At 61.8% G+C, this 20,725-nt stretch carries 17 protein-coding genes; 14 read left to right on the forward strand and 3 right to left on the reverse strand.

Going from position 1 to position 20,725, the window contains the following annotated elements; translation table 11 throughout:
* Nucleotides 1-84: 84 nt before the first annotated feature.
* From ppk2 to QMA15_RS16590, 4 genes are read left to right on the forward strand one after another with little or no spacing between them, the layout of a single operon-like run.
* The gene (gene ppk2 / locus QMA15_RS16575) at nucleotides 85-909 is read left to right on the forward strand and encodes a polyphosphate kinase 2 (RefSeq protein ID WP_020969369.1); all 825 of its coding nucleotides are present in this window, start codon (nucleotides 85-87) and stop codon (nucleotides 907-909) included.
* A gap of 27 nt (nucleotides 910-936) precedes the next feature.
* On the forward strand, nucleotides 937-3,699 hold the full coding sequence (locus QMA15_RS16580) for a cation-transporting P-type ATPase (protein WP_259119595.1): 2,763 nt from the start codon (nucleotides 937-939) through the stop codon (nucleotides 3,697-3,699).
* The gene (locus tag QMA15_RS16585) at nucleotides 3,696-5,390 is read left to right on the forward strand and encodes a SulP family inorganic anion transporter (protein WP_019748017.1); all 1,695 of its coding nucleotides are present in this window, start codon (nucleotides 3,696-3,698) and stop codon (nucleotides 5,388-5,390) included. The genes QMA15_RS16580 and QMA15_RS16585 overlap by 4 nt, the downstream gene beginning before the upstream one ends.
* A 47-nt stretch (nucleotides 5,391-5,437) precedes the next feature.
* Nucleotides 5,438-6,403, forward strand: coding sequence for an endonuclease/exonuclease/phosphatase family protein (locus QMA15_RS16590; protein ID WP_021333027.1), 966 nt, complete (start codon nucleotides 5,438-5,440; stop codon nucleotides 6,401-6,403).
* Between the two features lie 36 nt (nucleotides 6,404-6,439).
* Here the strand turns inward: QMA15_RS16590 and QMA15_RS16595 are convergent, their stop codons facing one another.
* Nucleotides 6,440-7,438, reverse strand: a complete 999-nt coding sequence (locus tag QMA15_RS16595) for an Lrp/AsnC family transcriptional regulator (RefSeq protein WP_279163799.1) — start codon at nucleotides 7,436-7,438, stop codon at nucleotides 6,440-6,442.
* A gap of 136 nt (nucleotides 7,439-7,574) precedes the next feature.
* On the opposite strand from QMA15_RS16595, the gene QMA15_RS16600 reads away from it, so the two are divergent.
* From QMA15_RS16600 to QMA15_RS16630, 7 genes are all read left to right on the forward strand, one after another.
* Nucleotides 7,575-8,918: a DUF3100 domain-containing protein gene (locus QMA15_RS16600; RefSeq protein ID WP_279163800.1), complete on the forward strand. Its 1,344-nt coding sequence runs from the start codon at nucleotides 7,575-7,577 to the stop codon at nucleotides 8,916-8,918.
* 84 nt (nucleotides 8,919-9,002) lie between these two features.
* Entirely contained in the window at nucleotides 9,003-10,217 is a 1,215-nt protein-coding gene (locus QMA15_RS16605; RefSeq protein WP_279163801.1) for an amidohydrolase, read from the forward strand.
* The gene (locus QMA15_RS16610; protein ID WP_290285453.1) at nucleotides 10,214-11,572 is read left to right on the forward strand and encodes an L-serine ammonia-lyase; all 1,359 of its coding nucleotides are present in this window, start codon (nucleotides 10,214-10,216) and stop codon (nucleotides 11,570-11,572) included. The genes QMA15_RS16605 and QMA15_RS16610 overlap by 4 nt, the downstream gene beginning before the upstream one ends.
* 125 nt (nucleotides 11,573-11,697) lie before the next feature.
* Nucleotides 11,698-12,603, forward strand: coding sequence for a hypothetical protein (locus tag QMA15_RS16615; protein ID WP_241840936.1), 906 nt, complete (start codon nucleotides 11,698-11,700; stop codon nucleotides 12,601-12,603).
* Between the two features lie 126 nt (nucleotides 12,604-12,729).
* Nucleotides 12,730-13,890 carry a serine hydrolase domain-containing protein gene (locus QMA15_RS16620; protein ID WP_047888828.1) on the forward strand — a complete coding sequence of 387 codons (1,161 nt, stop codon included), beginning with the start codon at nucleotides 12,730-12,732 and terminating at the stop codon, nucleotides 13,888-13,890.
* Between the two features lie 296 nt (nucleotides 13,891-14,186).
* Complete coding sequence (locus QMA15_RS16625; RefSeq protein ID WP_019748008.1) at nucleotides 14,187-14,873, forward strand: TetR/AcrR family transcriptional regulator C-terminal domain-containing protein; 687 nt, start codon at nucleotides 14,187-14,189, stop codon at nucleotides 14,871-14,873.
* Nucleotides 14,874-14,882: 9 nt separating this feature from the next.
* Nucleotides 14,883-16,010, forward strand: a complete 1,128-nt coding sequence (locus tag QMA15_RS16630; protein WP_279163802.1) for an NAD(P)/FAD-dependent oxidoreductase — start codon at nucleotides 14,883-14,885, stop codon at nucleotides 16,008-16,010.
* A gap of 23 nt (nucleotides 16,011-16,033) precedes the next feature.
* Here the strand turns inward: QMA15_RS16630 and QMA15_RS16635 are convergent, their stop codons facing one another.
* Nucleotides 16,034-16,876, reverse strand: a complete 843-nt coding sequence (locus QMA15_RS16635) for an SDR family oxidoreductase (protein WP_279163803.1) — start codon at nucleotides 16,874-16,876, stop codon at nucleotides 16,034-16,036.
* A gap of 102 nt (nucleotides 16,877-16,978) precedes the next feature.
* Nucleotides 16,979-17,722: a GntR family transcriptional regulator gene (locus QMA15_RS16640; protein ID WP_290285459.1), complete on the reverse strand. Its 744-nt coding sequence runs from the start codon at nucleotides 17,720-17,722 to the stop codon at nucleotides 16,979-16,981.
* A gap of 96 nt (nucleotides 17,723-17,818) precedes the next feature.
* Here QMA15_RS16640 and QMA15_RS16645 point away from each other — a divergent pair, with 96 nt between their 5' ends.
* The 3 genes from QMA15_RS16645 to QMA15_RS16655 are packed head-to-tail and all read left to right on the forward strand — an operon-like array spanning nucleotide 17,819 to nucleotide 20,724.
* Nucleotides 17,819-18,946, forward strand: coding sequence for a TIGR03364 family FAD-dependent oxidoreductase (locus QMA15_RS16645; RefSeq protein WP_060939585.1), 1,128 nt, complete (start codon nucleotides 17,819-17,821; stop codon nucleotides 18,944-18,946).
* Nucleotides 18,947-18,971: 25 nt separating this feature from the next.
* Nucleotides 18,972-19,649, forward strand: coding sequence for a phosphonatase-like hydrolase (locus QMA15_RS16650; RefSeq protein WP_020907384.1), 678 nt, complete (start codon nucleotides 18,972-18,974; stop codon nucleotides 19,647-19,649).
* A gap of 25 nt (nucleotides 19,650-19,674) precedes the next feature.
* Complete coding sequence (locus QMA15_RS16655; RefSeq protein ID WP_020969356.1) at nucleotides 19,675-20,724, forward strand: 2-aminoethylphosphonate ABC transporter substrate-binding protein; 1,050 nt, start codon at nucleotides 19,675-19,677, stop codon at nucleotides 20,722-20,724.
* The last annotated feature ends 1 nt before the right edge of the window (nucleotide 20,725 follow it).

Genomic DNA, 20,725 nt, shown 5'->3' on the forward strand with positions numbered 1-20,725 from the left:
CCGGAGAGAATAGGTTGACCGAATACGGGGCATACACATACGAGCGGACGATGCCCCGCGCGCTCACGTCTCCAAGGAGTGGAAGTGGGAAAGAACGCTCGGATTCTTCACGACGACGCGGCACTCGTCGCAGAAAAACCGATGAAGAACAAGGTATACCGCCACGAACTCAAGCCGATGCACGGTGAGCTCGTGGCTTTGCAGGAGTGGGTCAAATCGTCTGGCGCCAAGGTCTGCATCGTGTTCGAAGGCCGAGATACCGCGGGGAAGGGCGGAGTAATCAAAGCCATCACCGAACGCGTGAGTCCACGAGTGTTCCGGGTGGTTGCTCTACCGGCGCCGACCGAGCGAGAGCATTCGCAGATGTATGTCCAGCGCTACGTCCCACATCTCCCGGCGGCGGGCGAGATCGTCATCTTCGACCGAAGTTGGTACAACCGTGCCGGAGTCGAACGAGTGATGGGCTTTTGCACCGAAGAACAGGCTCATCAATTTCTCCAGCTCATTCCGACCGTCGAACGCGCGATCGTGGAATCGGGAGTCATCCTGCTCAAGTACTGGCTCGAGGTCAGCGAAGAACAGCAGCTCTTACGTCTGCAAAGCCGGATCGACGATCCTCGAAAGATCTGGAAGCTGTCGAATCTCGATCTGAAGTCGTTCAGTCATTGGTACGACTACTCGCGTGCTCGCGACGAGATGTTTCGCTTCACCGACACCGGCTGGGCGCCCTGGTATGTCGCGAACAACGACGACAAGAAACGCGGACGACTCAACATCATCAGTCACATTTTGAGTCAGATCCCCTACGAGCCCGTGCAATCCACTGACATCACCCTGCCGAAACGGCAGAAGGCCCACGGCTACCAGACGCCCAAACAACCGCTTCACTGGATTCCGACCCGGTATTGACGATCGCCAAGGAAAGGACGTGCGGTCATGAGCCCCACGCCGTGGCATGCGCAGAGTGGCGAATCAGTCGTGTCCGTACTGCAGTCGGACCAGCAGCGCGGACTGCAATCGAGTGAGGCCGACCAACGTCGACAACGCTACGGGTCGAACGAAATCACCTCGACGCCACCGCCGTCGACGTGGTCGATCGCACTGTTGCAACTGAAAGATCCGATGAACTTGATGCTCGTCGCCGTGGCCGCGGTCAGCATCGCCATCGGTGAAGTGCCGACAGCGATCGTGGTGGCGGTGCTCGTCGTGCTCAACATCGTCCTCGGAACTCGACAGGAGTTGAAGGCACGGGCCAGCGTCGACGCGCTCGCCAAGATGCAGACACCCCAAGCGCGGGTCATTCGTGACGGGAACCTGATTCAGCTCGACGCTACCGAACTGGTGCCGGGTGACGTCGTCCAAGTCGAGGCAGGAGACATCATCGCTGCCGACGGACGGTTGCTCGCCTCGACCACCCTGGAGACACAGGAAGCCGCATTGACCGGGGAAAGCGCGCCGATCCCGAAGGACCCGAAAACGCTGAGCAATGAGGATATTCCACTCGGAGACCGCAGCAATCTGGTGTTCCAGAACACCTCGGTCACCCGCGGCACAGCGACCATGGTGGTCACCGAGACCGGAATGCAGACGCAGATCGGCCAGATCGCGTCGATGTTGTCGGCCGTCGCCCCTGGCAAGTCGCCACTGCAACGAGAATTGGACTCTCTCACCAAACTTCTCGGCATCATCGCGTGGACAGCCGTGATCGTCATCGTCGTCATCGGACTCATTCGTGGTCAGGACCTGACAACGCTTCTGCTCCTTGGTATCGCGATGGGAGTGTCCGCGATTCCGACCGGCCTGCCAACCTTCGTCCAGGCAATGCTGGCCTACGGGGCCCGTCAACTGGCCGACGCCAAGGCCGTCGTGAAGAACCTGACCGACGTCGAAACCCTCGGCGCGACCAGTGCAATCAACTCGGACAAGACCGGCACGCTGACCATGAACCAGATGACCGTCCGATCGCTGTACGTCCACGGCCGTTGGTACACGGTCGACGGCGAAGGCTACGCCAAAGCGGGAAGGATCACGCAGGTTGCCGGCGAGGCACCGCCCGACTTCACCCTTCTCGCATACGGACTGTGTCTCGACAGCGATGCAACGGTTTCCGATTCCGGGGAAGTTGTCGGCGACCCGACCGAGGCCGCACTCGTGGTGCTCGCGGCAAAGATCGGTGCCGACGCACCACTCACCAGACGGACCTACCCGCGGGTGGCGACGGTTCCGTTCGATTCCGCGTACAAGTTCATGGCCACGTACCACCATCTCGAAGTCGACGGCGTAAGTCAGTTCGTCGGATTGGTCAAGGGCGGACCCGATGTCGTCCTCGCTCGTTGTTCTTCGGCCTTTCTCCCCGGCCGCCGGCAGGTACCGATCGAGGAAGTCCGAGACGAACTCACGGCAGCAAATCAGTCCATGTCCGAGAAGGGTCTTCGGGTGCTTGCATTCGCTGTCAGACGACTCGACGGACGGGAAGACGCTGTCGTGGCGGACCCTATGTCCTTTGTCGAGGACCTGACGTTTGTCGGTATGGCAGGCATCATCGACCCGCTGCGTCCGGAGGCGGTCGATTCGGTGCGAACCGCACACCGGGCCGGCATCGAGGTCCGCATGATCACCGGCGACCATGCCATCACCGCCGCCGCGATCGGTGCCGAACTCGGACTCGGCCCGGGCGCGGTCGGCGGAGCCGCATTGCAAGCGATGACAGATGACGAACTCTCGGCCGCGTTGCCGAACCTGCACGTGTTCGGCCGAGTCACTCCGCAGGACAAACTTCGCTTGGTCGATGTCATGCAGAGCGGTGGCGCCGTGGTCGCGATGACCGGAGATGCTGTCAACGACGCCGCCGCGTTGAAGAAGGCCGATATCGGCGTCGCCATGGGCTCGGGCAGTGAGGTAACCAAACAGGCGGGCAAGATGGTGCTCACCGACGACAACTTCGGAACCCTCATCACCGCGATCACCCTGGGCCGCAACATCTACGGGAAGATCGTCTCGTACATCCGCTACCAGATGTCGAAACTCTTCTCGTTGGTTCTCCTCTTCCTCGCCGCGAGCATCTTCAACATCAACGAGGGTGTGGCACTGACACCGCTGATGGTGCTGTTCCAGCACTTCTTCATCACACTGTTCCCCGTCGCCGTGATCATGCTCGACCCGCCGCCACCGGATCTGATGAACAAGCCGCCACGCGATCCCAAGATGCCGATCGCACATCGAAGCGCAGTCGCTCAGTGGCTCGCGTACGGCGTTTTGCAATTTGCCGTGACACTCGCAGCGATGCTTCTCGCACCCGGCGAAATGAGCACTACTGAGGCGAATGTCCCCATGACCACCGCATTCGTAGTGCTCTCTCTCGGTTCGATATTCGCTGGGTTGACCATGCGGCGTGATCCCGAGTCCGGACTTGTTCCGCCGGTTCTCGGTGCCATCAAGATCTTGACCATCCCCACGGTCGTGACCGTATTTGCCGTCGAGGCGGGTGTTCTCCAGGATCTCCTCATGACAACCTCACTGACCGGCGCCCAGTGGCTCGTCTGCCTAGGCTGGTCGCTGATCATCCCGGTTGTCGTCGAGTTGGAAAAGGCGATCCGACGCCGCCGCCTCTCACCGACACCTGTCGCCATCACCGCGACCACTGCAGTTGCCCCCCAGCGCGCCCGTCACTCCGCTGAGGGAGGGACAATCACACGATGACGTGGACGGAGGGTCTAGGTCGGCTACCGGGGATCGCGACTGCCCGCGGGTACCGCCGCGAATGGCTGCGAACCGACATCACAGCGGGGCTCGTCTTGACGGCCCTGCTGATCCCGGCGGGGATGGGCTACGCCGAGGCCGCCGGATTGCCCGCGTACGCCGGTCTGTACGCAACCATCGTGCCGTTGCTCGCGTATGCGGTAGTCGGACCGTCGAAGATTCTTGTACTCGGACCTGATTCGTCGCTGGCACCGCTCATCGCCGCCGCAGTCATACCGCTGGCGGTGGTCGGCGATTCGGAGAACGCGCTTGCACTAGCCGGAGTTCTCGCCGTTCTTGTCGGGCTCATCCTCGTGATCGGCGGATTTCTGCGTCTGGGTTTCGTGACCGAACTCCTCTCGAAACCGATCCGCCTCGGCTACCTCAACGCCATCGCGCTCGTCGTCGTAATCGGTCAGATTCCCAAGCTGCTCGGTTTCTCCGTCGACGCGTCCGGCCTCCTCGGTGAAATCGGTGAGATCGGAAAGGCTCTGGCCGGTGGAGATGTCGATCCACTCGCTGCCGTCATCGGCGTGGGTTCACTCATTGTCATTGTGGTCTTCCGGCTCTGGGTGCCTGTTGTACCCGGTGTGCTGGTCGCCGTCGTCGCGGCAATAGTCTTGTCCGCCGCCGCCGGTCTCACCGATGACATCGGCATGGTCGGCGCACTGCCGGAAGGACTTCCCCTCCCCTCTCTCGGTGGAGTCACCTGGCAGGACGTCGGGCACCTGATCGGACCGGCGGCCGGTATCGCGCTGATTGCCTTCGCCGACACCGGCGTTCTCTCGCGTACCTTCGCCGCCCGCCACGGCGAGGACGTGAACGGCAGTACCGAGATGAAGGCGATCGGTGTCGCGAACGTGGCCGGCGGACTGTTCGGCGGATTTCCGATATCGGCGAGCGGATCACGGACGCCGGTAGCCGAACAGAGTGGGGCGCATACACAATTGGCCGGTGTCGTCGGAGCACTCGCCGTCCTGGTGTTTGTCCTCGTCGCTCCCGGACTCACTGCATATCTGCCCGATGCAACACTGGCCGCCGTCGTCATCGTCGCCGCGTGTGCACTGATCGACGTGGGCGGCATGGTCCGCATGTGGCGCATGAGCACCGTGGAATTCGGCCTCGCCGTCGCGGCGTTTCTGGGCGTTGCCCTGGTCGGGGTGCTTCAAGGCATCCTTGTTGCGATCGGACTCTCCTTCGTAGCGGTCATCGCGCAGGTATGGCAGCCACATCGAACCGAACTCGTCGAGACGGGCGAACCCGCGGGATTCCACGACGTCGAACGCCACCCGGACGGACATCGCATCCCCGGCCTCGTGTTGGTGAGATTTGACGCACCACTGTTTTTCGCGAACGGCGAGATCTTCGACGAGTACGTTCGCTCCGTCGTCGCCAAGGCACCCGACCCGGTCGAATGGGTGGTCATTGCCGCCGAGCCGATCACCGGGCTCGACACGACCGCCGTCGACGAACTCGTCGATCTGGATACATTTTTGGAGGGCAAAGGAATTCGATTGGCATTCGCGGAGATGAAAGGTCCGATCAAGGATCGACTCATCCGATTCGGGGTCGGCGACAGGTTCGATTCGACGCACTTCTACCCGACCATCGAAGCGGCCGTGAACGCATTCCGCACCCGAACCGGCGACTGACAACGCCAGGCAATCGGGAGCCTAAGCTGCATTAGGTACCGTTTGGTATGGGATTCACGACGGACAACGTTCCGGCTCGCCGTATCGCTCAGGTCGCCGGGGTGGGTGGGATTGCCGTCGGTGTCATTGCGCTGATCTCGTTGTACTCCACCAAGCCGATCAACCCGTTGATCGCCGTGGCCTCCTTTGTCCCGATGCTGCTTGCAGTCACACTCGCAGCGTCCCTGATATGCCTGGTTTTTCGCCGCTGGATCCTGCTGGCGATTTCGGTGGTACTGATAGCGGTGGGCGCGTCGGTGATCAGTCCATTGTATGTAGCAAACAGTTCCGAAATCGACGGGCCGTCTCTGCGTGTAATGCAAGCGAACCTTCTCTTCGGGCAGGCAGACCCCGTCAGTTTGACTTCGACGGTGCGTGAGAAGGCAGTCGATGTCCTGACGGTTCAGGAACTGACCACATCACTCGAAGGCTCTCTGAGTGATCAAGGGCTCGAGCAACTGCTGCCGCATCACTACTTGGTACCGGACGAGGCCGGCGGGGGTGGCGCAGGTATTTACAGTCGTTATCCGCTGACGGAAACTCGGGAATTGAACGGCTTCGGACCTACCAATCTTGTTGCCGAAGTGGGATTCTCAACCCCGTTCACCCTTCTGGCGGTTCACCCCGGACCGGCGTACGTGACCCCGCCCGACGTGTGGACTGCCGAGCTGAGCACTTTGCGAAACGCGCTCGACGCCGCTGCCGCGGAGGGAACCGTCGTCGTCAGTGGCGATTTCAACACGACCTTCACGCACAAGCAATTCCGTGACCTTCTCGACGTCGGCTACTCCGATACCGCAGACCAATTGGGAGTCGGCATCGTTCGCACCTACCCGGCGGACAAAAAATTTCCCGCGATCGTCGGCATCGACCATGTACTTCTGCGGGGTGCACAGGCGAAGTCTCTCGAGCGCATCGAGATCGAAGGTTCCGATCACTACGGCTTGATCGTCGACGTGGCGATCCCCCAGTAGTCGGAGAGCACCCGATCCGCGCGAACGCGTTACGGATCACCCGTGCTTCGGCATGCTTCGACCCGACACATCGATTGTTCGATGTAGATGATGCGGCGTACGCAGGACGATCGACCGGTCCACCACGGATACGCCCGGAAACTGCTCGGCGAGATAACCTTCCAAACGCTGCACGTCGTCGATCGAGCGCAGCCACACCGCCAATGCGATGTCGTAGCTGCCGATCGTCGAAGCAACAAGCCTCGCCTCACGCAGGAGGGAAAGGCGCTGAGCAATGGTTTCCTTTCGCCCCTCGAGACGTAAGAAATACCAGGCGTAGACCGGCCAGCCGGAGTAGGGCCGAGCAATCTCCGTGCGGACGACCAGGCGCCCCGTCGACAGCTCGTGAGAAAGGAGCGCCCCGGCGCGAGCCGGCGTGACGCCGAGGGCTGCAGCGAGGGCCGAGACGGTAATTCGTGGTTCGCGAGAAAGGATGTCGAACAGCTTCGACTGTTCCTCTTCGCTGGCGCGTACCCCACGACTCTTCGCCGCCGGGGCCGACTCGAGCGCGGCAATTTCTTCCGCATCGAGAGCACGTAGACGCCAGTTTCGTGCGTCGGAATTCGCCGAGGACACGATCTGAGTTCGCATCGCAGTGACCATCGGCAGCGATCGTGTTCGTTCCAAGACGTACCTGGACAATTGATCGAGGTCAGTGCAGGTGAGCGTGACGAGTAGATCCCGATTGCCGGTTGTGAGATCGACTGTGAGAACTTCGGGATCGTGCGCGATCTGTTCGGCCACGCTCAAGGTCTGTGCCGGTGCGCATTCGATCTCGAGCAGTGCGGTCGCCGACACAATGGGACCCCCACGGTACGCAGCGATCCACGCTATCCCTTGCGAGTGCAGACGCTCCCAACGCCTGGTCAGGGTGACCGGGTCGGAACCGATCGCGCGTGAAAGCTCGGACCACGAGGCTCGCGGCCTGATCTGCAGTGCGTTCAACAGCCGAAGATCTTCGTCCTTGAGCACCTGATCCTGCACCGAGGACCTCACTTTCAAAAGAATGCTGCACCGAAACAGGATCGAAACGCATCGATCCTAACTTCATCACATCAATAGTCCACCAAATCCTGAACCTCGAGAACGCTTGCTTCTTGCGTTCGTTCGCCCCCTCGAGAAAGACACCGACATGACCGAAGCATTCCCTGTCTCGCATGACGATTCTCCGGTCAGCGATCAAACCCCGACGCAAAAGATCGTTTTCGCCTTGAGGTCGCCACGGCTGTGGATCGTGGCGATTCTGCTCCTCGCGCTTGCGGCAGGTGCCCAACTGATCGGCCCCGCAGTGATTCCTGTCGGCGCTGCCGCCATCACGATCTTGCCCATGGTGTGGGGACTGATTGCCGGCGGTCTCGTCTCGAGTCAGAAGTGGAAACCTCTCGGCCTCGATCTTCAGGCCGCAGCCTCGGCAATCATGGGGCTGGCTGTTCTCTTGCTTTGCGCGAGACTGTCTTTCACCATCGGCCCGAACATCCAACTGTTGTTCGAGGCGGGCCCCGCCCTGCTACTGCAGGAACTGGGGCACTTGTTCGGCACTATCGCTCTCGCACTCCCGCTGGCGGTACTCCTTCGGATGGGACCGGCCACCGTCGGAGCCACCTTCTCCATCGACCGCGAGGGGTCCTTCGCGATGGTCAGTGAACGCTACGGTCCCGATTCCGACCAGTACCGTGGTGTCCTGTCGATGTACGTCTTCGGCACTCTGTTCGGTGCCGTGCTGATCAGCCTGATTGCGTCGCTGGCGACATCCTTCAACATCTTCGACCCCCTTGCATTGGCGATGGGTGCTGGGGTCGGATCCGGCTCGATGATGGCTGCCGCTGCCGCCAGCGTCGTTTCGGCGCACCCCGAGATGGCCGACCAGGTACTCGCCGTAGCGGCAACATCCAACATCATCACCGGCCTCCTCGGCGTGTATGTCGGCATGTATGTCGCACTCCCCCTTGCCGATCGAATCTACGGCGCACTCACCAAGCGCTCGAAGTCGACCAGCGAACGGAAAGCCGACACTGCCCCACGAGCGGTTGCGCCGAGCGTCACCGTGCCGCTGACCACCATCGTTCCGATTCTGTTCGTCGGTGGGGTCATCGTCTCCTCGATCGCAGCGGGTGGCGTATCTCGATCGATCATCGTCGGTTACCTGATCCTCACCGGATTGTTGCTCCTGGGCGTCGGCGTGGCCCGCCTGACGCGCGGCAAGATCGCGGCGATGATCGCAATCATCACCATCGGCGCCTTGGCGACAACACCGTGGTCCCCCATCGGTGATTTCGTCTCGAGCACCGTCGGGACTGTCGACTTTCTCTCGATCTGCACCCTCACCTTGACTGTCGCAGGTCTCAGCCTCGGCAAGGACCTTCCCTTGCTCAAGACGATCGGCTGGAAGATCGTGCCCGTCGGAATCGTCGCGATCCTCGCCTCTTACCTACTTTCCGTGGTCGTCGCGGAGTTCGCGCTGGGCCTCTGGCACTAGAACTGCACCCGAAGACGCTCAGAACTGAAGACACCGCGATCCGAAGACACAGAGAACCAAAGATGTTGAAAGGAAGCAATACCCATGTCCATCGCTGACACCCTCACCCACACAGACTCGGTTTCGAGCACGATCGAGAAGTGGGCATCACGCCTCATCGATGTCAGCCACACGATCCATGCTCACCCAGAGCTGGCATTCGAAGAGCATCGGGCGTCCGCCCTCTTGGCGGACGCCGCACAGGAAGCCGGCTTCACGGTTACTCGCGCCGCCTACGGCCTCGAGACGGCATTCGAAGCTGTGCGAGGCTCCGGCCCCTTCCGCGTCGTAGTCTGCGCCGAGTACGACGCCCTTCCCGACATCGGTCATGCGTGTGGACACAATGTCATCGCCGCTGCCGGACTGGGAGCAGCTATCGCGCTCGGAGAGGTCGCGGAGGAACACGGCCTGACCGTCGTCCTTCTCGGTACGCCGGCCGAAGAACATGGCGGCGGGAAAGTCTTGCTGCTCGAACGTGGCGCATGGGAGGGCGCGGCGATGTCGATCATGGTCCACGGCGCTGCAGGTGAAGACGTCAGTTGCACCGTCACCGGAACGCAGGCAGTCGACCGGTTCGACGTGACCTACACCGGACGAGCCGCACACGCGGCCGCTGCGCCACACAAGGGCATCAACGCAGGTGACGCCGCCACGATCGCCTTGGTCGCCATCGGACTTCTCCGTCAACAACTTCCGTCCGACGTCAGGCTCAACGCCTACGTCGAGCACGGCGGCGAAGCAACAAACATCATTCCGGCCTCGACGTTGGTGCGAGCGGAAGTTCGGGCCGCAGAACTCGACGTGCTGTTGGACGCCAAGCGTCGCATGCTCTCCTGCTTCGAGGGCGCAGCTGTGGCCAGCGACTGCTCCTGGTCGACCGAACGCGCCGAACCGCGCTACGAGGAGCTTGTTCAACATCGCGTGCTGGCGACGATCTGGGACGAGGAGATCGCGAGCCTGGGCCGCACCGCGGCCGCCCGAACTCCCCTGACCGGCGGCTCGACGGACATGGGCAACGTGTCGAAGGTGGTCCCCTCGATCCACCCGATGATCGCGTTGCGCGGCGTCACCGGAGTTCCTCACACTATCGAGTTTGCCGCTGATGCCCGCTCCACAGCGGGCGACGAAGCTGTTCTGCACGGAGCAATCGCAATGGCGCGCACAGTGATCCGAGCCGCCACCGGGGACTCGCGCTCCAATCTCCTGACGATTGCGGCCCAGCGCGAGTCAGGAGCGACCACCGTCACGAGCGCCGAATGAGCACCACCGGCGTCTATGTTTCCGCTCTCGAATTCTTCTCCATCGGCATCGGACCCTCCAGTTCACACACGGTCGGTCCGATGCGCGCCGCTCGCACTTTCGGCGGCGAGCTCTCCGCCGCCGGCTTGACCGCGTCGGTCGACCGAATTCGCTGCAACCTGCACGGCTCTCTCGCCGCCACCGGAATAGGTCACTGCACTCCCGACGCGGTGATTGCGGGACTTCGTGGGTTGGATCCTGAAACGTGCGAGCCGACCGACGTTCACGGGCGATGGGCCGAACTGTCGGACGGAGGATCGGTGATGCTAGTCGGCGGTTCACTCGGACATGTTGTGTTCACTCGCGAGGACATGGTGTTCGAGCCACTCGTTCGCCGTCACGGGCACCCCAACTCGATGACACTGACAGCCTTCAAGGGTAACGAAATCGTCTGTACGAGTACATATCTGTCGATCGGTGGCGGATTCGTACAGCGCGCCGGAACGGAGACGCAAGCAAGCACGCATTCGATCAACTCACACTATCGAACCGCGAAAGAACTACTGGCGGAATGCGACTCCGGAACTATCGCCGAGCTGGCACTGTCGGACGAAATCGCGATACACGGCCAGGATCGGGCATTCGCCGGCATCGACGCGATCTGGTCCGCGATGCGCGCATGCATCGAACGCGGCACCCAGACCGAAGGTGTATTGCCCGGGCGTCTCGGAGTTCGCCGAAGAGCACGGTCTGCGAACATTCAACTGGAACAACGTAACTGCGCACCATCCTCACGCGAGTGGTTGACCGTCTACGCCATGGCGGTCAACGAAGAAAATGCAGCAGGTGGCCGCGTGGTAACGGCTCCGACGAACGGTGCCGCAGGCATCGTGCCGGCGGTGCTCTACCACCACATACGTGCGACGGGCGCCGGCGCTCACGACGTTCGAACCTTTCTCCTCACCGCTGCCGCAATCGGATCGATCATCAAGGCGAATGCCTCGATCTCGGGTGCGGAGGCGGGGTGCCAGGGTGAAGTCGGAGCTGCCTGCGCGATGGCGGCAGCCGGCTTGTGCGCTGTCATGGGCGGATCACCACGACAAATCGAGAATGCAGCTGAGATTGCCATGGAACACCATCTGGGGCTGACCTGCGATCCGGTTGGTGGCCTGGTCCAAATCCCCTGCATCGAACGAAATGCCGTAGCCGCCTCGACTGCAGTCACCGCAGCTCAGCTCGCATACCTGGGTGACGGGACGCATGTAGTGAGCCTCGATACCGTCATCGAAACCATGCGCCAAACCGGAAACGACATGTCCGTGCGTTACAAGGAAACCAGTGAAGGCGGACTCGCCGTCAATGTCGTCGAGTGCTGAGGGGATGCCGACGGCAGCGGCGACGGCGGGCGGACGCCATCACCGGAAATATCATCCTCTCGAACGATGAAGTCCGGTGTACCGATTTCTACACTCGTTGACATGACCTTGTGGACGGTGACCAGATGATCGCTCATCACGCTGGAGGAATCCCACTGCACAACTCTCCACTGCACAACACTGCGGGGCCGACGCGCTCGACGCAGTCCTCCGGTCGCAAGATCGCCGCGTTGATCGCGTTGGTCGCCGGTTTCTCCGCTGCCTTCGTTCTCGCCCCGGGCATGCTGACGAGTAGGCCGGGCGATGGGTACGCAGGCGAGGGGGAACTCGTCGAGACGGTCCGCGCCGCGTTCGTCGAATACTGGAGTTCCGGTGTCCAAGCCTTCTCTCCGAGCTTGGAGTCCGCTGTCGACTACTGGCTGCGTTACCACGTGGCCAAGGCTGTGATCGCGGTAATCCTGCTGACGGTTCTGCTCGCACTCGGCCGCATGGTCAAGGCGTCGTTCGTGAACGCCGGCTCTCTGACGGTTGTAAAGAAACTCGCATTCGTCTCGGCGGGAGGCCTGGTCACGCTCCTCGCGCTGTTCTCTTCGGTACTCGTGATGGCAAATGTCCAAGGTGTTGTCGCACCCTTCTCTTCGCTGATCTCGATGTTGCCCGTGGCCCAGACGGATGGGGCACTCTCCGAAACTGTCGGGCAGGTCCGACAACAGCTCGCTCAGTCGACGGCCACCGGAAATCAGCAAAGTCCCGCCCTCGAACTGATGATCAGCGACTTCGCGCGGTATCACTTGGCCATGGCGGTGATCGCGCTGATCGCGGCAGCAATATCACTGGCCGTGACTGTGGTCGTGTGGGCACGCTTCGCGAGAACGGCACGATCCGACAGGCGGACGAGATTCATGTCGGGGTCGATAGGCCTTCTCACTGCACTGTTCACGCTGGGATTGATCGTTGTCGGCGTAGCAAATATGGGCACCGCGGCAGACCCCGCACCGGCGCTGGCGGCGTTCTTCGACGGCGGGCTCTGACCCAAGTCAAGGGTTCAGGCCAGGGTTCCGTAGTCCCCCGGTACCGGTTGAGGAGGTACCTGGGGACTGCGTCTGCCGTACCCGGGGTCGATGTGTGAGTGCCCTCGGACAGGCAGAGTTCGACTCATGAAAACCGGAGCAAGACGCATCATGCTTGTCGGCCTGTGCAGCGCCATGGTTGCCGGCGCTGTAATCAGCTGCAGCACGGACAAATCCGCAGACAATCCCACATCCACCACTGACAAGGTCATGGACTCTGCCATCACCGGCCAGCTCGATTCGATCATCGACGCTGCGGTGAATTCGACGGGGATTCCCGGTGCGATGGTGGGCATTTGGGGACCCGACGGCAACTATGTGAAGGTTGCAGGAGTTGCCGACACTGCAACCAAGGCACCGATGGAGACCGACTTCTACCACCGGATCGGTAGCGTCACCAAGACATTTACCGTCACCGCCCTGCTGCAATTGGTCGACGAGGGAAAGATCGGTCTCGACGATCCGATCTCCCAGTACGTCGACGGGGTCATGGAAGGTGATGCGATCAGCTTGCGTCATCTGGCAGGGATGCGCAGCGGCCTCGTGGACTACACGACGTCTGAACAGTTTGTGATGGAATATCTTTCGGATCCTCGCCGAACTTTCACACCGGAGGAACTCGTCGGATACGTCAAGGACCTCCCACTCCAACTTCGACCAGGGACCACCGTCGACTACTCGAACACCAACACTATTCTGCTGGGAATGGTGATCGAAAAGGTCTCCGGCTCAAAACTGTCGGACGTCATCGACACCAAGATCACGACACCACTCGGCATGGAGCACACCAGCTTTCCCACGACCAACGCGTTCCCGACACCACACGCACAGGGTTACACCAACCAAACGCTCGACGAATCCGTGACCGCGGCGACGGACTGGAATCCGTCGTGGGGCGGCGCCGCGGGTGCAATGATCTCGTCGTTGGACGACATGCGCATCTGGGTTCCGGCGCTGGCCAAGGGCGATCTCCTCACCGACGACACTCAGAAGCAGCGCCTGCAAACCGTGAACTTGAGCGAAGGGGACGACAGCTCCGGCTACGGTCTCGGATTGTTCAACAGCGGTGGCTGGATCGGTCACAACGGAAGCCTGCCCGGCTACAAGACAGTCTCGGTCTACTTGCCCGAGAAGGACACCACCCTGGTTGTCTTCATCAACACCGACATCGACGGCGAGACTGATCTGACCAGCGCGTTGATGGTACCGATCACCAAGTTGATCAGCCCCGACAACGTCTACGGCTGATCACCTCAGGTCCGATCGACAATTCAGACAAAAGTGACATATCGGGTTCGATCTGTCGATAAGCTCGACCGTCGGCAGATCGAAACCCGAAAGAGGCGCTCATGGGATCGTTGAACGACTGGCTACTCAACAGCGACAGCCCGCTCGTGGGCATAGTCGGCGGCATCCTGCTGACGATCGCAATGCTCTCCGGCGGTACGGGCATGTAGCCCATTAACATCAGCATGTGATTCGTGACATCTTCACGTGACTCAACGAACATGTTCGTTACGAACATGTTCGTGTATGGTAAAAACATGCCCAACCAGCCAGCAAGTCCATCGAGCCGACGCAATCGTCCGGCCAAACCCGCTCTGACACGCGAGGGCATCGTCAGTACCGCGGTGGAAATCTTGCGGTCGGAGGGGTTGCAGAAGTTGACCATGCGTCGACTCGCCCTCGAACTCGACACCGGGCCGGCGTCGCTGTACGTGTACGTTCAAAATACCGCCGAATTGCACGCCGCCGTTCTGGACGAACTGCTCGGAGTCGTGGACCTCGCCGAAAATTCCTCCGGCACTTGGCAGGCGCGCCTCGAACGGGTGCTGACGTCCTACACGGCCATACTGTTCGATCATCCCGGCCTTGCCCAGTCGGCTCTCATTTCCCGGCCCAGCGGAGTTCACTACGTACGCCTGCTCGAGCGCCTGCTGGCATTGCTCGACGAAGGCGAAGTCCCTTCAGGTCAAGCCGCGTGGGGCGTGGACTTGCTGCTGCAGTACGCGACGTCCACTGCTGCCGAACACTCGGCGCCGAACAATTCCGCCGACTCGGATGCCCAATGGAGCGCATTGAGCGACGCAATCCAGAACGCAGATCCGCACAAGCACCCCCTGGTCGCAGGCCATGCAACAGCTCTACTTGCCGGTGAACCCACCGCGCGCCTCTCCTGGGGATTCCGCACGCTCATCACGGGCATCGAGAACACCCCACTCACTTCTTAGGAACCCACCATGAACCACTATCCCATCGCAATCATCGGCGCCGGCCTCGGCGGCCTCACCCTCGCCCGAGTCCTCCATCTCCGCGGAATCGATTCGGCGGTATTCGATCTCGAATCCGGACCAACAGCTCGGACCCAAGGCGGGATGCTCGACATCCACGAAGATTCGGGCCAGATCGCGCTTCGTGCCGCAGGCCTCTACGACGAGTTCCGCGCACTCGTTCATCAAGGCGGCGAAGAGACACGCGTCCTCGATCGAAATGCCGTCGTGCACCTGAGCGAGCAGGACACCGGAGACGGCGACCGCCCGGAAATCGACCGCGGCCAGCTGCGTGACCTACTGCTCAGCTCAATTCCGAAAGAAACAATCCGCTGGGGAGCAAAGGTCCGCAGTGCCCATCCGTTGCCGGACGGTCGGCATGAAGTCCACCTCGTGGATGGCACCCACTTCACCACCGATCTCCTGGTCGGCGCCGACGGCGCGTGGTCGAAAATTCGCCCACTGGTTTCAAACGCCACTCCTGCCTATACCGGAGTATCTTTCGTGGAGTTCGACCTTCACGACGCCGACAACCAGCACGCGAAGGCCGCTGAAACAGTCGGCGGCGGAATGATGTTCGCGCTCAGTGCCGACAAGGGCTTCCTTGCCCACCGTGAGACCGACAACAGTCTGCACATCTATGCCGCCCTGCGAGTTCCCGAGAACTGGTCAGCGAGTGTCGACTTCTCCGACGATCATATTGCGAAGAAGATTCTGCTGGAACACTTCTCGGACTGGGACGAGTCGCTGCGGTCACTGATCGTCGAAGCGCACAGCTCGCTGACCCCTCGCCCCATCCATGCTCTTCCCATCGGGCACAGTTGGAGCCGTACTCCCGGGGTCACTCTGCTCGGGGACGCAGCGCATGTCATGTCGCCGTTTGCCGGAGAGGGTGCGAACCTGGCAATGCTCGACGGCGCCGAACTCGGCGAGGCGATCGCGTCACATAGCGGCACGGAGGAAGGACTTGCTGCCTACGAAGAACGACTCTTCCCGCGCAGCGCCGCATCGGCACAACAGTCGGCTGACGGTCTGGACATGTGCTTCGGCGAGAACGCACCCCAGGGGCTCCTGGACATGTTCAACTCACAACCGTGACCTGACGAATTCGGATCAGGTCGTCATGCCTCGAGGGCAAGCGACGAAGACAAACCACGGTGGGCTTCGACTTGATCAAGCAGTTGGTGGGCTTTCTGCTCGACCACGGACAGTGCATCGGCGCCGGCGACCCACCGACGCGGGGGTAGCGGCGAATCGACAAGTTCCACAAGTGCCGCGGCAAGTTTCACCGGATCCCCACCCTGGGCACCGTTCATGTTCTTCCACGCTTCGACGGTCTTGCGAGTCCGAGCGTCGTAGTCGCCTATCGACAATTCAGGCCAGATCGACGACGCACCCTCGACAAGCAGTTCGGTCCGGAAGAATCCCGGCTCCACGATCGTCGTCCCGATTCCGTACGGTTCGACGTCGAATCGCAATGATTCCATCCAGCCCTCCAGCGCAAATTTCGACGCGGCGTAGGCTGCGCAAAACTCCTGACCAACCAGGCCCGCAAGCGAACTGACAGTCACGACATGTCCACTCCGTTGCCTACGCATCACCGGCAACACCGCCCGTGTCACATTGATCGGCCCGAAAAAGTTGGTCTCCATCTGAGCGCGAAGTTGCGCCGGACTGACAACCTCGAAGAACCCGGCGTAGAAGTTTCCGGCGTTGTTCACCAGCACATCGATTCCACCGAATCGTGCAACTGCCGTGTCCACCGCAGCATATGCGGCTTGTTCGTCCGTGATGTCCAAGGCAATCACCAACAGGTCGTCATGCTCACCGATCGCTGCAGAAACACGGTCCGCATCACGCCCCGTTGCCACCACCGCGTGCCCGCCGGCAAGAGCGGCCTGAGCAATGTCGACTCCCATGCCCCGGCCTGCGCCGGTTACGAACCAGACCTTCTTGTCACCCATGTTCACTGTCCTCCCGTTTGATGGAGTCCAGTACAGAACAGATTCCACGGGCCTGGGAGTGCCTATCGTTCCCGGTAACGGCAGACCCCCTCGACGCCCCTCCTACTCGCGAAGAGTCGTCAAGAAGGCAATGCGGTCACCACGGTAGAGCGAGCGAACCCGCTCGATCGGCACACCCTCCGGATCGACGGAGGTCCGGTGCAGCAGAAGCATCGGCATCGAGGTCGTGGACTCGACGAGCGTTGCCTCACGCGGTGACGCGAACACCGTCTCGATCCGTTCGGTTGCGGAGGCGAAGACCACGCCGATGGAACGGATGGCCGCGTACAGCGACGTCGTGGCATCGAAAGCGTCGAGCATTTCACCGAACCTGCTGTCCGGCAGGAAGGTTGATTCGAGTCCGATCTTCTCGCCGTCGGCGAAGAGGACACGCTCGAGATGAACGACGCTGTCGCCCACCTCGATACCCAACTCCGTGGCGAGACCGTCGTCGGCCGACATTCGTTCGAACGTCACAACCTTACGACTGGGCACTCGCCCAGCACTCAGTGCGCCTTCGGTATAAGAACGAATCGAGAGCGGCTGAACCAACTTCGGACTCGCGACGACAGTGCCCCGCCCCCGCCGCTCGATCCGTCCTTCGACAAGGAGATCACGAAGCGCTTGACGGACCGTCTCGCGAGCGACAGTGAACCGTGCCGCCAATTCCCGCTCGGACGGGACTGCGTCGCCCTCCTCGAGCCCACTGAGAATGGTCTCGATCTCGGTGCGCACCCGGTAGTACTTCAGCTCCGGTTCGATCACGACGCTCGAGGTCCCCGGCCCGGTGGACGTCTGCTGATTCATGGCGCAAGCGTACAAGAATTCGGTCTATACCAATTGTTAACCTGGAGTTCGTCTCGATTCCCCCTATTGGTCTAGACCAAACGTCACTATCTCTACATGCGAATTTTGATTGTTGGCGGAGGAATCCTCGGAACGGCGCACGCCGACGAGGCAATCCGCCGGGGACACGACGTCATCCATCTCGAACGCGAGCCCGAAGCCCGCGGTGCAACGGTACGGAACTTCGGATTGGTCTGGGTATCCGGGCGTGCTCCGCACGAACTCGAAGCCGCGCTGCGTTCGCGCGAGCTGTGGGCGGACCTTGCCGCCCGTGTCCCCGGCGTCGGATACCGCCCGGCCGGCTCCATCACCCTCATGCGCACCGAGGAGGAGGTCGCGGTCGCGCAGGAAGCATTCGCTCGGCCGGACGCCGACAACCGAGGGTTCGCACTTCTCGATCCCGACGCCGTTCGCGTCGTCAACCCCGCGCTCCGGGGCAAGTTTCTCGGCGGACTGCACTGCACCCTGGACGCCGCTGTCGAGTCACGGCAAGCGCTCCCCGCCATCCGTTCTTACCTCGAATCCACCGGCCGTTACACCTTCCACGCCGGAACGGAAGCCCGCGAGCTCACGACGAACACCCCCGGCGTACACATCCGCGACGATCACGGTCGCAACTTCGACGCCGATCTCGTGATCGTCTGCCCCGGAGCAACACTCGGCGGATTGGCCCGCGATCTCGCCGGCGATCTCCCGTTGCGACGTGTGCGCCTGCAGATGATGCAGACCGCCCCACTCGGCGAAAAGCTCACCACCGCAATCGCTGACGGTGACAGCTTCCGCTACTACCCCGGTTTCGCCGGATCTGCCCTCGATCACCTTCGCACGGTGCAGCCACAGGAACCGACTGCCGAGGAGCACCGCATGCAACTCCTGTGCGTGCAGCGCTTGCACGGCGGTCTGACCATCGGTGACACCCACGAATACGAGGAGCCCTTCGACTTCGACGTCGACGAGGCGCCCTATCGCCATCTGTCCGGAGTGGTGGAAACACTTCTGGGGCGCGATCTTCCGCCCATCGTCAAGCGATGGGCGGGCGTCTACAGCCAGTGCCTCGACCCCTCACAACTTGTTCACCGCGCACAAGCCGCCGACAACGTCTGGGTGGTTGCCGGTCCCGGTGGCCGCGGCATGACGCTCGGCCCGGCACTGGCGGAACAAACCGCCGACCAGCTCGGTCTCTGAATCCTTCCGACAAGAAAGACTTCTCATGTCTCCCATCACCCTTGCCGTTCTCGACATGGCCGGCACCACCGTCGCCGACGACGGACTGGTTCTTCGCGCGTTCGCCGCCGCTGCCGAAGCCGGCGGACTGCCTGCCGAAGGCCCGGAAGCCGACGCCGCTCGCCAGTACGTCCTCGACACCATGGGCCAGTCGAAGATCGTCGTGTTCCGGGCGATCTTCGGTGACGAAGACCGCGCCCAGGCCGCGAACGCCGCCTTCGAAACCACTTACGATTCCCTCATCGACCAGGGCCTGGCCGAGCCGATCCCTGGCGCGGAGAAGGCGATCACCACACTGCGCGAGGCCGGCATCAAAGTTGCCTTGACCACCGGTTTCAGCCGATCGACGCAGGACAAACTCCTCGTCGCACTCGGCTGGGAAACCCTCGCCGATCTCACCCTCTCCCCCGCCGAGGCCGGTCGCGGTCGACCGTACCCGGACCTGATTCTGACTGCCCTGCTCAAACTTTCGATCGACGACGTCCACCAGATCGCCGTACTCGGCGACACGTCCAACGACGTGCTCAGCGGCATTCGTTCCGGCGCATCCATCGTCGCCGGAACTCTGACCGGCGCACACGACGAGCAACAGCTTCGCGACGCCGGAGCCACCCACATCGTCCCGTCGGTGACGGAGTTCGCCGAACTCCTCACCCACTCCTGATCTCACCTCCGAAAAAGGAATCGTCATGCGTCTACGCCCGAGCATCGCTGCGGCCGCTCTCGCCGTGTCCGTCCTTTCGTTCACCACCGCCTGCGGTGGCACCGGCACTGCTGCCGGATCAGACACCGAAACCGTCACCGTCTACAGCGCCGACGGTCTGTCCGGTTGGTACAAGGGAAGATTCGACGCCTTCACCGCGCAGACCGGTATCGCCGTCAACCTCGTGGAAGCCGGATCCGGCGAGGTCGTCTCGCGGGTCGAGAAGGAACAGTCCAACCCACAGGCAGACGTGATCATCACGCTGCCGCCGTTCATCCAGAAGGCCGACGCCCAAGGTCTGCTCGAGCCCAGCGGAATCGACACCTCCGCCGTTCCCGCCGACGAGAAGGACGACGCCGGCAAATACGTACCCGTCGTCGAGAATTACCTCTCGTTCATCGCCAATCCGACTGCATCACCCGCCCCACAATCTTGGGACGATCTGCTCACTGACCAGTTCAAGGGCAAGTTGCAGTACTCCACGCCCGGCCAGGCCGGCGACGGTACCGCGGTGTTGTTGCTGCTCCAGCATCTGATGGGCAAGGAAGGCGCACTCGACTACCTCGGAAAGCTCCAGGCCAACAACGTCGGTCCCTCGTCCTCCACCGGAAAGCTCCAGCCCAAGGTCAGCAACGGAGAACTCCTGGTCGCCAACGGTGACGTCCAGATGAACCTCGCCTCCATCGCCGACGACGGCTCGAAGTTCGACATCTTCTTCCCCGCGGGAGCCGACGGCACTCGCACCACCATTGCACTGCCCTACGTAATGGGCCTCGCCAAGAGCGCACCGAGCAGCGAACAAGCCAAGAAGTTGATGGAGTTCCTGCTCTCCGAAGAATCCCAGAAGACCGTCGCCACCGATGCACTCGGCGTATCGGTCCGCGAGGACGTCCGAAGCAGTGCCGGTGAATCGACCGACAAGAACACGCCTTCGGGAGTTCTGCAGGGCGTCAACGTGTGGACCCCGAACTGGAACGACGTCCTCAGCTCGCTCGACGCCGACATCGCCGCTTACCAGAAAGCCACCGGGAGCTGAT

Source organism: Rhodococcus sp. APC 3903, assembly GCF_030407755.1.
GTDB classification, from domain to species: Bacteria; Actinomycetota; Actinomycetes; order Mycobacteriales; family Mycobacteriaceae; genus Rhodococcus_F; species Rhodococcus_F erythropolis.

What these genes read in the sequence shown, in the direction of transcription:
- QMA15_RS16625 (WP_019748008.1), top strand. Translation starts at nt 14,187, where the DNA reads ATGCCCAACCAGCCAGCAAGTCCATCGAGCCGACGCAATCGTCCGGCC.
- QMA15_RS16655 (WP_020969356.1), top strand. Translation starts at nt 19,675, where the DNA reads ATGCGTCTACGCCCGAGCATCGCTGCGGCCGCTCTCGCCGTGTCCGTC.
- QMA15_RS16610 (WP_290285453.1), top strand. Translation starts at nt 10,214, where the DNA reads ATGAGCACCACCGGCGTCTATGTTTCCGCTCTCGAATTCTTCTCCATC.
- QMA15_RS16640 (WP_290285459.1), bottom strand. Translation starts at nt 17,722, where the DNA reads ATGAATCAGCAGACGTCCACCGGGCCGGGGACCTCGAGCGTCGTGATC.
- QMA15_RS16630 (WP_279163802.1), top strand. Translation starts at nt 14,883, where the DNA reads ATGAACCACTATCCCATCGCAATCATCGGCGCCGGCCTCGGCGGCCTC.
- QMA15_RS16635 (WP_279163803.1), bottom strand. Translation starts at nt 16,876, where the DNA reads ATGGGTGACAAGAAGGTCTGGTTCGTAACCGGCGCAGGCCGGGGCATG.
- QMA15_RS16645 (WP_060939585.1), top strand. Translation starts at nt 17,819, where the DNA reads ATGCGAATTTTGATTGTTGGCGGAGGAATCCTCGGAACGGCGCACGCC.
- QMA15_RS16580 (WP_259119595.1), top strand. Translation starts at nt 937, where the DNA reads ATGAGCCCCACGCCGTGGCATGCGCAGAGTGGCGAATCAGTCGTGTCC.
- QMA15_RS16650 (WP_020907384.1), top strand. Translation starts at nt 18,972, where the DNA reads ATGTCTCCCATCACCCTTGCCGTTCTCGACATGGCCGGCACCACCGTC.
- QMA15_RS16590 (WP_021333027.1), top strand. Translation starts at nt 5,438, where the DNA reads ATGGGATTCACGACGGACAACGTTCCGGCTCGCCGTATCGCTCAGGTC.
- QMA15_RS16600 (WP_279163800.1), top strand. Translation starts at nt 7,575, where the DNA reads ATGACCGAAGCATTCCCTGTCTCGCATGACGATTCTCCGGTCAGCGAT.
- QMA15_RS16585 (WP_019748017.1), top strand. Translation starts at nt 3,696, where the DNA reads ATGACGTGGACGGAGGGTCTAGGTCGGCTACCGGGGATCGCGACTGCC.
- QMA15_RS16615 (WP_241840936.1), top strand. Translation starts at nt 11,698, where the DNA reads ATGATCGCTCATCACGCTGGAGGAATCCCACTGCACAACTCTCCACTG.
- QMA15_RS16620 (WP_047888828.1), top strand. Translation starts at nt 12,730, where the DNA reads ATGAAAACCGGAGCAAGACGCATCATGCTTGTCGGCCTGTGCAGCGCC.
- QMA15_RS16605 (WP_279163801.1), top strand. Translation starts at nt 9,003, where the DNA reads ATGTCCATCGCTGACACCCTCACCCACACAGACTCGGTTTCGAGCACG.